At 73.3% G+C, this 13,782-nt stretch carries 11 protein-coding genes; 1 reads left to right on the top strand and 10 read right to left on the bottom strand.

Annotated elements, in window-relative coordinates; genetic code table 11:
• The 10 genes from mobF to ACL02T_RS11010 form a co-directional block, all read right to left on the bottom strand.
• Complete coding sequence (mobF, locus tag ACL02T_RS11055; RefSeq protein WP_412830549.1) at window positions 1–4,515, bottom strand: MobF family relaxase; 4,515 nt, start codon at window positions 4,513–4,515, stop codon at window positions 1–3.
• 423 nt (window positions 4,516–4,938) lie between these two features.
• A complete protein-coding gene (locus ACL02T_RS11050) occupies window positions 4,939–5,748 on the bottom strand; it encodes a hypothetical protein (protein WP_412830548.1) in 810 nt (269 codons plus the stop codon).
• A 320-nt stretch (window positions 5,749–6,068) separates the two neighbouring features.
• On the bottom strand, window positions 6,069–6,836 hold the full coding sequence (istB, locus tag ACL02T_RS11045) for an IS21-like element helper ATPase IstB (protein WP_412830547.1): 768 nt from the start codon (window positions 6,834–6,836) through the stop codon (window positions 6,069–6,071).
• Entirely contained in the window at window positions 6,833–7,741 is a 909-nt protein-coding gene (locus ACL02T_RS11040; protein ID WP_412830546.1) for a Mu transposase domain-containing protein, read from the bottom strand. Before ACL02T_RS11040 ends, istB begins: the two co-directional genes overlap by 4 nt.
• Before the next feature lie 70 nt (window positions 7,742–7,811).
• Window positions 7,812–8,579 (bottom strand): hypothetical protein, encoded by a 768-nt coding sequence (locus ACL02T_RS11035; protein ID WP_412830545.1) that lies wholly within the window; start codon window positions 8,577–8,579, stop codon window positions 7,812–7,814.
• Window positions 8,576–9,925 carry a hypothetical protein gene (locus ACL02T_RS11030; RefSeq protein WP_412830544.1) on the bottom strand — a complete coding sequence of 450 codons (1,350 nt, stop codon included), beginning with the start codon at window positions 9,923–9,925 and terminating at the stop codon, window positions 8,576–8,578. Before ACL02T_RS11030 ends, ACL02T_RS11035 begins: the two co-directional genes overlap by 4 nt.
• Window positions 9,922–10,713 (bottom strand): AAA family ATPase, encoded by a 792-nt coding sequence (locus ACL02T_RS11025; protein WP_412830543.1) that lies wholly within the window; start codon window positions 10,711–10,713, stop codon window positions 9,922–9,924. Before ACL02T_RS11025 ends, ACL02T_RS11030 begins: the two co-directional genes overlap by 4 nt.
• Window positions 10,710–12,284: a TnsB C-terminal domain-containing protein gene (locus ACL02T_RS11020; RefSeq protein ID WP_412830542.1), complete on the bottom strand. Its 1,575-nt coding sequence runs from the start codon at window positions 12,282–12,284 to the stop codon at window positions 10,710–10,712. The genes ACL02T_RS11025 and ACL02T_RS11020 overlap by 4 nt, the downstream gene beginning before the upstream one ends.
• A complete protein-coding gene (locus ACL02T_RS11015) occupies window positions 12,281–12,430 on the bottom strand; it encodes a hypothetical protein (protein WP_412830541.1) in 150 nt (49 codons plus the stop codon). The genes ACL02T_RS11020 and ACL02T_RS11015 overlap by 4 nt, the downstream gene beginning before the upstream one ends.
• 5 nt (window positions 12,431–12,435) lie before the next feature.
• Window positions 12,436–12,657 carry a hypothetical protein gene (locus ACL02T_RS11010; RefSeq protein ID WP_412830540.1) on the bottom strand — a complete coding sequence of 74 codons (222 nt, stop codon included), beginning with the start codon at window positions 12,655–12,657 and terminating at the stop codon, window positions 12,436–12,438.
• A gap of 150 nt (window positions 12,658–12,807) precedes the next feature.
• Between ACL02T_RS11010 and ACL02T_RS11005 the strand changes: the two genes are divergently transcribed.
• On the top strand, window positions 12,808–13,761 hold the full coding sequence (locus ACL02T_RS11005; protein ID WP_412830539.1) for a tyrosine-type recombinase/integrase: 954 nt from the start codon (window positions 12,808–12,810) through the stop codon (window positions 13,759–13,761).
• Window positions 13,762–13,782 lie beyond the last annotated feature (21 nt).

Below are 13,782 nucleotides of genomic sequence, written 5' to 3'. Positions count from 1 at the left end.
CTAGTCGAGGTCGAGTCCGAGCTCCGGTCCGGCTTCGACAAGGTGTTCGCGTTCCTGGATGCGCTCGCGCTCGGCGCTGACCTTACGGTCGAGGCCCTGGTCGCGACGCTCGCGGTCCTGCTCGAGGGTCTCCGCCTGCTGCGCGCGCCCGCGCTGCCACTCGGCGATGGGGTCGCGGCGGAGGATCTGCGCGCGGTGCGCGTTGAGGCCGGTGAGGATCTCGGCCTGGCGGCGAGCCTTGCGCACGGTGACCGCGTCCCGGTCGGGCTGCTGCTCGGGCCTAGGGTCGCGCAGCGGTCTGGCTGCAGCTACATCGGCCGCGGCCGGGGTGGCCTCGAAGATCACCTCCTGGGCGGGGTCGATGCTGATCGCGTCCTCCTCGGCGATGGTCGGTTCGGCGGCCGCGGCCTCCCCGGCGGGCTCGGAGACCAGGTACGGCGGCTGAGCCTCGTCGGTGACGTCGAGGGTGAGCTGTGCGGGGTCGGCGAGAGCCCGGTCGGGCTCCAGCTCTGCCGCCTCCACTGGGCTGAGTACGGCGAACAGTGCGGTCTGCTCCCCGGCCGCCGTCGGGGCGGGGTCGCGAGGCAGTCCGCGCTTCTCCAGTTCGTCACCGGCAAGCTGGGCGCGCTGCTCGGCGCGGGCGGCGCCTATGGCCCAGGCGTCGCGCACCGCGTGGATGACGGCGAGGTGCTCGGCGCGGGCCTCCAGCTCGGCGGCGAGTCCGGCGGCGGTGTGCATCTCGGCCTCGGCGCGTTCCCGCTCGGGCGAACCGAGCGGCAGGATCCCGGTCTCGGCCCAGTACAACGCCTGGTCGTTGCGGTACTGCTGGGCGGCCAGGCGGGTGTCGCGCAGCTCATCGGCGACGTAGTGGGGGGCGAAGGTGCGCTCCCGGGCCGCGGCGTCGCGGATCTGGCGCAGCTCGGTCTCCGATGCCGCGGCGTAGTCCAGCGCGTCGGTCGGCTCGCCGAGCGCGGCGTAGGCACGCTGCCACAGCGCCCGGTGGAAAGTCTGCTCCCGCGACGGCGCCTCGCCGAGGGCGGTGCTGGTCTCGGGAACCGAGCGCAGGTCCCGGTAGGCCGCGGCGATCCCGGCCCGGCGGATCCACTCGTCGCGGTCCGGCCCGCTGTCGGGCAGCGGACCGAGGTGCTCGACCGCCCAGCGCGGCTGGGTCTCCGCGACCTCCTCGGCCAGCTCGCGCTCCCGCGCTTGGCACGCGTTCGCGAGGATCTCGCCGTACTCCCCGGCGGGCCCCTCGAGCCGGGCGGCCAAGTCGGCCCAGCTCGCTGGGGCGTTCACGCCGAGCACATCGGTCGGGTCGTGCTCAGGTGCGCGGGTGTCGAGGACGTGCTCGCGGATGCGCCAGCGCAGTACATCCGACACCGACGCGGCGTCGCCGAGCCGGCGCATATCGAAGGCCTCGGTGAGAACCGCGGCGACGTCGTGGCCGGCGAGCTCGGCCTCGCGCAGGGTGCGGTGCAGGCGCCCGTAGCCGTCCTCTCCGCGCATCATCGTCACCTGCTGCTCGCCGATGATCTCGCCGAGCATCTGGTCGTAGCGGCTGCGGCCGTACTCGTCCGCGAGCCGGTCGAGCTGGGTGCCGACGAACGCGAGCGAGCGACCCTCCTCCTCATTGAACCGCCGGGTCATCTCCGCCGAGGAGGCCTCGACGTCGCGGTCGCGGCCAAGGATGTCGGCCAGCGCCCCGCGCGGGGTGGTGTCGAGCCCGGTCTGGTCGTGCGCGTCGGGCTCGCGGCTGGTCTCGACGTGGGCGATGTTGGTCTCCCGCCCACGGGTCATCGCCACGTAGAGGGCGTGTGCGTCGAGTTGGCTGTCGACCACTGCCCGCGCGACGTCGACCGTGCGGCCCTGGGCGGCGTGGATGGTGGAGGCGTAGGCGAGCGTGACGTGCTGCTCGACGTACTCGGCGGGCAGGTGCGCGACCAGGCCGTTTGCCGCGACCACGCGCAGCGTGCCGTCCTGGGGGTTGCGTCCGGTGACCCGGTAGGCGACGCGGTTGGTGACCGCGCCGTTGCCCTCGACGCGGATGCTGTAGTCGTTGCGGCGGGCCTGGACGAGGTCGCCGACCCCGACGTGATTGCCGTCGCGCAGCGTGCCGAGCACCTCGGGCTCGACGTAGCCGCGGGCGACCAGCTCCGCACGAATCATCCCGGACAGCTCCGCCGCAGCAGCGTTGTCCGGCACGACCAGCAGCGACTCCTTGCCGCGCACAGTATCGGCGAGATACCCGCGTACGGCCTCGTCGATCATCTCCTCGCGGGTGCCGCCATGCAGCCGCCCGGAGTCTTCATACAGCCGCAGCACGCCCGCGTCGCGTGCCCGCAGCTGCAGCGATGCCGCCCGCTCCCACGGCTCGTGGAAGCGGCGGATCTCGCTCAGCTCGTAGGCGCCGTTGTCCCGCACGAGCAGGTCCAACATGCCGCCGGCACCCACTGCGACCAGCTGTTCCGGGTCTCCGGTGTAGAGCAGCTTGCCCCCGGCCTCCCGCACGAGCCGCGCAATCGCGTCCAGCTCCCCGGTGGCCGACATGCCGGCCTCGTCCACCACCACCAGGTCCCCGGCGCGAAGCCGATCGTAGGAGCGGCCCTGCGTGTCGGGGGCGAAGCGGTGGAGGAAACGGGCGGTGTTCAGCGCGAACAGCCCGTCGTCCTCGAGAACCTGTGCGGCCCGCTGCGAGGTCGCGACGCCGATCACCCGCCCGCCAATGCCGCGTTCCCAGGTGCGCCCCAGTGCTCCCACGGTGTGGGACTTCCCGGCCCCGGCCGGGCCCAACAGCACGTCTCCGGCTCGTCCCGAGGACAGGATCCCCAGCGCCGCATCGAGCTGATCTGGGCCGAGACCAGCGGCAACGAGCTCGACGCGCGCGAGCTCCAGCTCCGGTCCGGCCAGCGCCGGAGCGCCCGCCTGGCGGGCCGCCGCGACGAGCGCGGTCTCGGTGGCCAGCTGCCCGAACGTGGCGTACCGCTCGTGCTGGTGCGCCCGGTAGACACTCTTCCCGTCGGCGCGCTGTAGCTCGGCCGGTACCTCGCCGGGGTCTGGCATGGACACCGTGACGACCCCGTATCGGCCCGCGTCCCGCAGCACTTCATAGGCCAGCTCCTCGGCCTTTCCGTCCACCGACGGGGTGCGGGCCTGCTCGGTCTCGATGGCGTTCACCAGGAGCCCGTAGTCCCAGGTGGCGTGGCCGGCCTGCACCGCGTCCACAGCCGCCTGCAGGGCCTCCTCCCGCGTGCGGGCGGCGTAGCCGCGCTGGTCGGGGTGCCCATGACGGCGCACCTGGTCGGCCTGCGCGCCCACGGCGGCGAGCATGTTTGCCAGCTCGGTGCGACGCGGGGCGGACCAGTTGTCCAGCTGCTCACCGGGCGCGATCGCGCCGGTCTTGTGCGCCCGGTCCTCCAGCTTCGACAGGCCCCACATGTTCTTGCGCTCGGCCGGGGAGGGCTCGCGCCCGTACTGCTCGCGGAACTCCGCCAGCCGCCGGTCGAGGTTTGCCTCGACCTGCCGCGCCCGCGATGAGGCGGCGTCGCAAAGCTGCTGGTCTACCCCCAGGATCTCTCGCGACTTCCCGTCCGGGCGCAGCGCCATCACGACCCCGAGCCGGTCAGACAGGCCCTTCTCCAGCGCCCGGTCGTAGACCGCGACGGCCCCGAACTTGATCGCCTTGAAACCTTTGCCGTCCAGCGCCTGGATGCCGCCGGTCTGCTTGTTGATGACCCGGTTGAGCACCGCCACGTGGGTGTGCAACTGGGGCTCCTGGTTGCGGTTCGTCGAGTGGTCCCAGCGGGTCCAGACGAGCCCGGTCGCCTCGTCGAACCGGCCGACGGACTGCCCGCCCGCGGTCCGACCGTGGTAGCCGGAGCGGGTGTAGGCGGCCTCCCGCTCGACGAACTCCATCGCCTCGGCCAGCGCCGCCCGGTGCGCGTCGACGACCGCCTGCGCGTCGGCCAGGCGCCCCTCCGACCGCAGACCCGCGTGCAGGATTGACACGCTCTTCTGCGGGCTGAACGTCAGGTCGTAGTACGCGACTGCCTTACGCCCGGACGCCGCCGCGGCCGCCTCGATCTCCCGGCGCCGCTCCTCGCCGGCGTCCGGCTCCTTCGCCAACGCGGCCCTGACGCGCTCCGCGGTGCTCTTGAACTTCCGCGGCGGCCGCCCCAGGAACCGTGGCTCGTCGGCGGTCGAGGACGGGTGCAGCAGCTTCCCGAAGACCAGTCGAACGTCACGCTCCGTAGCCGCAGTCCCTGGTGCGATCCCGAGCATCTGCTGCGTGGCCGACCCGAACCACACCCCCGGCGGCTCCTTCTCCGCAGCGGCCAACAGGTACTGGGCGCCGGCCGGCTGCGCCCCGGTGCCACCAGCAGTGGGGGAGAGGCCTTCCCGGTCGAGGTCGCGCACTTCGGCCGGTGAGGGCTGGTGCTCGTGCTCCGCGCAGCCGCTTCCCCGCAGCAGGTAGTCCACCGCGCCAGCCGAGACGGCGGTGATCCCGAGGAAGGCCACGAGATCATCCTACCAAGATCATTAAGTTAATGCATAGGTCTGTGTGAGGTGGAAGAAGTGCGGCAGGAGGAGATGGTGGGAGGGCAGGCGGTGAGGCGGAGGCAGGTGCGGGTGGGAGTGGCTGATGACGAGGAGGTGCAGAGGAGGGGCAGGCGGGCAGCGGTGTGGAGGAGAAGGGGTAGGAGAGGCTGGGGGAGACAGGGGCGCGAGTGGGGGGTGCTGGCGACGGGCTCGGCGAGCTCGGCGGGGTATTGCCTAGGCTGGGCGGCTGCGCTCGAAGGGCGAGGCTCGAACGGCTTGGTCCTTCGATAGCCGGGACAGCATCTGGATGCCTGGGCGCTCACCTTGGGTGACTACAGGCGTGCGCTCGAGACGCGGAAAAGGGCCCCGCCCTTCGGCGGGGCCCTTCGTGAGGTGGTCGGTTCAGGTGGCCTGCGCGGCGACCCACTGGGTCACGGTGGCGCGGTCGGCTCGTTCGAGGTGGCGCCAGTCCGCGCGCAGCCGCGCTCGGCACTCGGCGGGCGTTGCCGAGGTCGCAGCGACGTAGCTGCAGCGGGCGACGATCCATGCCTCGCGTGACGCCGGGGCCGCCGGGGCCGTGACACCCGGGCGCCCGCTCTCGCGGCAGTCCTCGCAGAGCCCGTCGTCGGTGCGGCGGTGCCGGTCGCGCGAGGATCGCTCAGTGCGGCAGACCACGCACGGCAGGCCGCGCAGCGGCGGCAGGGCTGCCAGGTCGTAGTCCAGCGGACGGGAGTCATCGCGCTCGTCGCGGTCGCGCTCGGGCTCCACACGCTCGGCGAAGTACCGCCCGGCGGCCGTGCCGGCGTCCACCGCTCGCTGGTTCGGCCGCGGCTTCGGGGTCGTCCAGCGGGTGGGCAGGTCCCGCGGGGCCCACCGGGCGCCGTCCCGGCTCGTGGTTGCGCCCCGGGGTCGGGGCAGCGGGGCGGTGAGCTGGTCACCTCGCGGCAGGCAGGCCTCGACCAGGGCGCGGCCCGCGTCGTCGCTGACCTTCCACAGGTAGCGCAGCTGGGCGACCCGCACGCTCGGATGGCGCTCCAGGGCTTGCAGGCACCGGGTGAGCAGCTGCTGGGTCGCCTCGTCGGCGTCGGCGAGGATCCGCTCGGTGCGGCGGCGAGCCTGGCGCAGCGCGCCGCGCTCGACGAGCTCGGCGACCTCGCGCAGCCGGTCGGCCACGCCGTCGGCGCCGGTGCTGGGCTCGGTGGTGATGCTCATCGGAGGTGACCTTTCGTCGCTGGTCGCGGGGCATGTGGCGGTGGGTCTGTCGGCCCGTCCTGGGTGGCGGGCGTTTGCCCCGCCACCGCGAAGCGGCGGTCGCTCGGCCTCGGAGGCTCGACGTCAAGGGCAGCCCGGAGGGCTGTCGCCGCAGGCGACGCGGAGCGTCAGCGGAGCGCCCTTTACGTGGAGGGAGGCCGGGCTCAAGCTCTAGGGCCGGCAGGCCCACTGCCCCGCCGAAGGCGGGTCCATCTGTTGTCCGGGGACGGGCTGTGGTGTCGGTCGGTGGACGACCTGATGTGTCGTTGGCCCGGGCGGGATCATGACACAGCTGCGGGGACGGCGGACAGTGCTCTGTCCTTGAGCCGGTAGCTGGGTCCGTTGATGGCGATGACGTCGCAGTGGTGCAGGAGCCGGTCGAGGATGGCGGTGGCGATGACCTCGTCGGTGAACACCTGGCCCCACTCGGAGAACGTCTTGTTCGAGGTGATGATGATCGAGCCTCGTTCGTAGCGGCGGCTGATCAGCTGGAACACCATGTTCGCCGCGGCCCGGTCGCAGGGCAGGTAGCCCACCTCGTCCAGGACGAGCACGGAGGGCCGCAGGTAGGTCTGCAGCTTCTTGGCGAACCGGCCGGCGGCCTCGGCGGCGCGGAGCTGGCGGACGCAGTCGTCCAGGCTGGTGAAGTAGATCGAGTGCCCGGCCTGGCAGGCGGCGACGGCGAGCGCGACGGCGATGTGGGTCTTCCCAGTCCCGGGCGGTCCGAGCAGGGCGATGTTGCCGCGGGCCTCGACGAACGCCAGCGCGGCGAGGTCACGGATCTTGCGGACGTCGAGGTCAGGTTGGAAGGCGAAGTCGAACTCGTCGAGGGTCTTGTGGTGCGGCAATCCGGACAGCTTCAGGGCGGTGCGGAATCGGCGCCCCTCGCGCAGCCCGAGCTCCTCACCCTGGACGGTGTCGATGAACTCGCGATAGCCCATGGAGTCGGCCTCGGCCCGCTCGACGAGCAGCTCGAGGTTCTCAGCCAGGTGCGGCAGCCCGAGCCGGGTGGCGTGCGCGGTGATCCGGCTGGAGATCAGCTCAGTCATGCCGCACCCACCAACGACTCGCTCTCGGCGCCGGCCGCAGCGGCGGGGTCAGGTGGTGCGGCCAGCCCGGCGAGTCGGTCGTAGTAGGCCAGCGGACGCCGGACGACCATGACGTCGAGCGCTGCCTGGGACTCACCGAACACCATCGACCCCGACACCGAAGAGGACGCCGAGGCACCCTGGACTTGTTGGGCGGCAACGGGTTCATGACCTGTGATGTCAAGGGTGGTGGAGCGGGTGTGGCCGTCGGGGAGCTCGGCCCAGTGCGCGGGGTCGACGATCATCTGACCGCGGACGGCCGCGAGCGGATGCCTCCCCAGGAGCATCGGGGTCCGGTCGGGGCTGTCGACGGGCAGCCGCCAGATCTCCAGGTGCTCGACCCCGACCCGGACCTCGACCCGCTGCCCGGCCTTCGTCACGCGCCCGTCGGCGGCTCTCGCGGCGACGGAGTAGGAGGACCCGGCGAAGGAGATCAACGCATCTCGTCCGACCCGGCGTAGATGGGTCTCGGTGACCGCGTAGCCGAACTGCGGCACCGGCCCCAGCGCGGCATGATCGCGCACGGCGCGAACGCCGATCACCTCGCCGTGGGTGCGGTGGACCTGCCCGCGCCGGATCGGCACCCAGGCAGCGAACGCCGCGTCCAGCTCGGCGAGGCTGCTGAACCTGCGGCCGGACAGGACGTGGTCACGCCCGATCTGCACCTGCCGCTCGACCCGGCCCTTCCCGGTGGGGCGGTGGGCGGCGAGCACGTCGATGGTGAACCCGTAGTGCTCGGCGAATGCCGCCGCCTGCGGGTGCAGCGGCACCGCCCGCCCGGGCGCGACGTGGCGGCGGACCACGGTCTTGGTGCGGTCGTAGACGATCGTTGTGGAACGACGTCGAACTGAGAGTGGCGGCGCCACGGGAACGAGAGTGACGGCGCCAGCAGAATGAGAGTGTGGCGCGCGGCCCGTGGACGATAGGTCGTGGATGTCAGCGGTCGGGTCGGAGTGAGAACTCCGCGTCCTCGGTGAGTTCGAGGTAGCCGCCGCCGGGGTGGCGGCGGATGAGTCCGCGTTGTTGGAGGGCGACGATCGCAGTCGGGTCGAGGGACGTCATTCGCTCGGTGACCGTCCGGGGCGCGTGGGCGATGGTGGCCAGGACGCGGGCGGTCTCGACGTCGAGTTCCGGGTCGGGCTCGTGCAGCTGATGCAGGGCGGTGCGTTGAGCTTCGGTGAGGTGGCGGTCGCGGCTGCGCAGGCCGCGAACCGGGACCGGGGTCGTCGGTGCCGGGTCGTGGTCGATGCGTACTCCGGTGTCGGCGAGTTGCTCGTCGAGGGCGCTCAGGGCGTCGCCGAGCCGGTCGAGGGTCCAGCCCAGTGCCTCGGCCAGCCGGGCTGAGCTCACCGATGGCCCGGGTCGGCCGGGTGGGCTGGTCAGCGTGGCCAGGGCCGCCGCGATGACGGCCACGTCAGCCGGGCCGGACGGAACTGGCCGGGTGCACCGCCGCGTGCCCGAAGTGAGGTCCCGGAACAGTTCGGCGGGGTGGAGATCAAGTACGTGGCACAGGCGTTCGAGGATGCCCAGCGGGACGGTGTCGTGGTCGTTGTCGGTCCAGAGCCGGGCCGGGCCCGTGGCCGCCCCGGCCCCGACGCGGACGGCGAGTTGGGCGTGGGTCATCCCGGCCGCGACGCGACGTTGCTCGACCAGCGACCAGTCGATCACCAGCCGGCGGGCCGGTCGCCGTGCCCGGCCGGTCACCGGCCCACCCCGGGCAACCCGCGCAGGTCGATGACCGATCCGGTCCGGAACGACCCGGACAGCAGGGTCACGCCAGCGTAAGCGACGCCCTGATCGCGCAACTGGGTCAGCGCGCGCTCGTCGAGCAGGGCGCCGTCGTCATGCGCGAACAGCCAGCTCGCACCGATCGGGATAGCAGTGTCGCCGGTCCCGGTCGGGTCGACCGCGGCCGGTGCCTGGTCGGGTGGCAGGACTGCTCGCAGGAGACCGGCTGCGCGGGCCGGGATGCGGTAGCCGAGCATGCTGCTCAGGCGTATGTGGAGGCCGCCGCGGTGCTCGGTCAGGGCGCCGGCGTGGAGGCGACACAGCGCCGCCGGGGGCAGGCCGGTGGCGCAGGAGAGCAGGACGGCGGCGGCCGTGGCCGGGTCGGCTAGGCAGCGGAGCCGGGCCACGGTGGCCGGGTCCAGGCGCGGCTCGAGGCGAACGGCCGAGTCCCTCCGGGTAGGGGCGAGCTGCGGGCGCAGGTCGACGAACAGGCCCTCGGCGAACAGGCCGGCTTGCGCGGCCCGGACCCGGGTGAGGACCTCGTCGGTGCTGGTCGCGTCGATCGTGAGCTGCTGGAGTACAGCATCGATCAGGTCCGCGCGGCTGACCCGGCTGAGAAGGCTCAGCCGGAGGTCGTCGGCGTGCGCTCGGGCGTGGGCGAACGTGTCCCGGTAGACGGCGTCGACCCGCGTGAACGCCCCCACCGCCAGCACCCGGCGGGCGGCGGCCCGGAACCGGGAGAACTCCACGTCCGGTACCGCGGGGAACCCGCCGTCCTGCTCGGCGTCGGCGTGCGGCAGCGCGCTCAACCCGGCCGGCCACGGCCAGACCGCAAGAACACGACCCGCGTGGGCCGTGGTGAGAGCAGCTCGCTGCTCGCGGGTGGGGTCGGTGCCGTGCACGACCAACCACAGCCGACTCCCGGTCGTGGCGGCCAGGATGGCCAGGTCGGCCCAGCGGGCGGGCGGGAGCCGGTGAGCGCCCAGCACCACGAGGTCCGTGACCCGCTCGGCCGCCAGCCAGCGCCCGGCCAGGTCCCAGGCCAGCCCGGTGGGTCGCTGCGCCGCTGGCGCACCGGGCGACTTACCCAGCGCGACCAGCAGGTTCGCGGCCAGCTGCGACCGCGACACACTGCCGGGCGGGGGTAGGCACACCACCACACCCCGGTCCAGCGCGTGACACGCCTGCACCTCGGCCAGACAGGCCGGCGCGTCGTCGGGATCGGTGACCACCGTGACCCGCGGCGCATCCTCCTCCAGTGCGGCCGTGCCGAGACCGGCTCCCGGGCGCTCGACCGTAGCGATAGCCGGCGGCGCGTTCACCGGGCGCTGGTCGCGGCCGGCCGGGAGCGCACGCCGCCCTGCAGGGCGAACGCGTTGCGCGCTATCTGCTCATCGAGCCGATCGGCGCCGCTGGCCTGGCACAGCTCGACCGCGGTCGCGGTGAACGCGGCCCAATCGCGCAAGTAGCCGTGCGCGAAATGGTCATCGACGAACAGCAGCAGCTCCGGGGCCAGGTCGGCGTAGATCCGGTGGTAGCGCGGCAGCAGCGCGCACACCTGCTCGCCGGACAGCGGGGTGCACACCACCCGGCGGTAGATCCGCGAGCGCAACATCGGTTCGCGGGCCAGGACCCGCCAGGCACCGTCCCCGCCGACCAGCAACAGCCCGAACCGGGTCAGCCGGTGATCGTGCAGGTAGCGCAGGAACTCGATGCACTCCCGGTTGAGCTGCTGCGCCTCATCGACCACGACCAGGCGTTCCCGGCCGTCGCGGCCGCGGTGATCGGCCAGCTGCTCAAGCAGCTCGGCGGTGAGCGCGAACCGGTCCCGTCGGCCCGGCGAGGCGCCGCACAGCTCGCCGTAGAGGGTGGCGGCCACCAGCCGCATCGTCGGCCGGCTCGGGAACGATACCCAGCACGCGCTCGCCTCGTCGGTGCGCCGGTCCAGGGCCTGTTCGACGGCGAAGGTCTTGCCCAGCCCGGCCGGCCCGTGCACCGCGCCCATCGCGCGGGTGCCCACCAGGTCGGCCACCGCCTGATCCACCAGCGCGAGCTGCTCGGTCGGCAGCGTGGCCGCGCCGTCGATGTCCAGGAAGTGACGCACGCTCACCGGTGGTCTCCCTCGGGGGTGGTGGCCGAAGCCGCCGGGTCGGCGGGTTCGGGCGGGTTCCAGTAGTCGAAATCGCGGTGCAGATTCAGCAGGTCGGTGCGGGCCAGCCGCTGCAGATCCCGGTCCCGCGCGTCGATGTCGCGCTCGCCGCCGTCCCGGCCGCGCCGCTCGCTGCGGGCCTCGTCCGCGTCGATCACCGTGACCTCTTCGGGCTCGCCGGGCGCGGTCATCGGCGCCAGCCGGGTCCGGGCCCGGCGGCTGGTGCGGCGCTGGCGGCGCCCGAGCTCGGCGGCATCGGCGCGGCGGCGGGCGAGGACCTGCTCGCGCTGCTCGTCGGTCAGCGCACCCTGTGGGTAGGCGGTGCACAGCCAGATGTCGGCGCGGAAGATCTCGATCTGCCGGTAGTCGTGCGGGGTGTAGCGGACCTGCACCTGCTCGCCGACCCGGCCGTTGAGCTCGCCGGCGATGAACGTGTGGCCGTGGAAGTGCACGCCGTCGCGTTGGATCGTGCGCTCGCAGTCGGCGAGCAGCAGCCACCGCAGCTGCTCGCCGGGGATCTCCTGGATCGGAGTCGGGTCGGACTGCCAGCGCTGCAGCGGGGTCTGCCCGTCCAGCGCCGAGTGCGCCCGCACCGTGTTGTAGTCGGTCACCCACTGGTCGAACCGGTCCACGAATGCCGCGAGCGTCATCGGCGCCACGTCCGGCCCGTAGAGCCGCCCGTCCGCGGCGCGCGGGCCCTCGGTGTTGAACGGCAACCCGGACAGGAACTCCTGGTCCACGGTCAGGTTCGCCCGCTCGATCTTGCCCTTCTGGTGCGGGGCGTAGCCGTCGGTCGGGTCGAACGTCGTCCCCAGGGTGGCGCACACTCGCTCCAGGGCGGTCGTGGCGAACTCCAGCCCGTTGTCCGGGACCAGCACCCGTGGCACCCCACCGAACGGGCCTCGCGCCGCGTCGACCACCAGCCCGCGGCGCAGCGCGGCCAGCACGGTCGCCGCGTCCGGGCGCAGCGACAACGCCCACCCCATGATCAGCCGCGAGTAGCAGTCCAGGAACGCGGTCATCCACGGCTTCATCGGCCGCGCCCCGCGCGGCGGGGTCACCAGTACCGGCAGCTCCTTGTGGTCGGCCTCCCAGCGGGCGTTGCGGCACACCGGCTCCCACCGCAGATACACCTCGTGGCGCCGCCGACCGGCCACCCCGTCGGTGGCCGCGGCCCGCTCCCCGGGCCGGAGCTCGCGGGCAAACGCACGCTGCAGCGTGCGCAGCGGTGGCACCGGGACACCCCGCGCCACGCGGTCCCGCCACAGCGCGGCGACGTTGCCGCCCCAGTCGGCGTACCCGTCCCGGTCGGCCTGGTTCAGCACGTACCGCGTCCGTGCGCTCGCCGCGTCGGGCCCCGGGGTCGAATCGTCCTCGGGGTCGGTGGCCAACCACCGCCACACGGTGCTGGTCGACACCAGCAAGCCGTCCGCGGCCCGCCGTACCTCCGCGCTGATCGACCCACCCGCGGCCCGCTTCTCCCGCAGCCGCGCCACCAGCACCGCCCGGGTCGCGGGATCGACATGCTTCACCGCGCCAGCTCGCCGACACAGTCCGGACAGACCGGCCCGGACAACCGCCACCCCGCCCCGACCAGCCAGTCCCGCACCACCGCGGTGGCCGAGTGGTCGCCGGCGGCGAGGTCCCCACCGAGCAGCGGCCCGTCCCCGCAGCGCACGCAGATCACCTCGTCGCTGGCCCGGCCGGGACACAGCCGCGGCAGAAGTGCGCCAGCTGCACCGCCGGGTTCCCGGTCGGGCTCGGCAGCAGCCAGGTCATCGCCACCTCCGCGCGCGCCATCGGGTTCGTCGGTGCCTGCCCGCACCCGGCACAACGCGTCGGCACGGCGGCGCGGTACGACGTCCCGGTTGGCGTCATCTGCTGGCTCGGCTTGCCGGTCGTCATGCGGTTCCCTCCGCCGCGCGGTTGGCCTGGTGCGATAGTGCACCCTTATCCCATACATCGATCGCCAACACGCCGCCGCCACCAGCACCAACCCGAACCACAACGCGCGCGAGGACCGCGTGTTATCCGGTACATGCCCGAGAGGACCCCGTGACCGCCCAGCCCGTCCCGCACCTGCACCCGGTCACCGGCGGCCGCCCGCGCGGCCCGGTGACCGTGCAGGACGCCATCGACGCCTTCCTGGCCGTTCCCCGCGGTAGCAGCTCTCCGCACACCCGCCGCGCCTACACCGACGTCCTCCACCGCGTCGCCGCCGAGCTGGGTCCGGACCGCGAACTCGCCAGCGTGGACGGCGACGACGTCGCCGACACGCTCACGATCCTCTGGGGCACGAGGGCGCCGGCCACCTGGAACCGCAACCGCGCCGCCGTATCGGCCTGGCTGACCTGGTGCACGGCCAAGGCCCGCTGGACCGCCCCCGGGTTGCCCGGCACCTGCGAACGCCGCCACGAACCCCGCGACCACACCCGCGCCGTCGACCGGGCGACCATCGACCGGATCTGCACCCGCCGCGACGTCCCGCTGCGCGAGCGGCTGCTGTGGCGGGTGCTCTACGAGACCGCCTCCCGCGCCTCCGCGGTCCTCGGGCTGAACGTCGAGGACTGCGACCTCGAGAACCGCCGCGCCGCCGTCACCGTCAAGGGCGGCGACACCGGCTGGATCGTCTGGGGCCGCGGCACCGCCCTGCTCCTGCCCCGCTACCTGAGGGGCCGCAGCCACGGGCCGCTGTTCTGCTCCGAACGCCGCCCCGGACCGGTCCGGCGGGCCACCACTCCGGCGCGGGACCTGTGCCCGGAGACCGGCCGGGCGCGGCTCGGCTACGACCGCGCCCGCACCCTGATCAAGACCCACACCGGACTCGAGCTGCACCAACTCCGGCACTCCGCGGCCACCCACCTCGGCGACGCCGGCGCCGACGCCACCGTGATCATGGCCAAAGGGCACTGGCAGTCGCTGCGCACCGCCGCCCGCTACACCCGCCCCGGCCTCGCCGCGGTCACCACCGCCACCGAACTGCTCGACCCACCCGACCGGCGCGGATGACTGGTACCCGACGCGTGTTGC

It is taken from the genome of Pseudonocardia oceanicola (assembly GCF_047200735.1).
Lineage (GTDB): Bacteria > Actinomycetota > Actinomycetes > Mycobacteriales > Pseudonocardiaceae > Pseudonocardia.
This window is presented reverse-complemented; position numbering and strand designations above follow the sequence as displayed.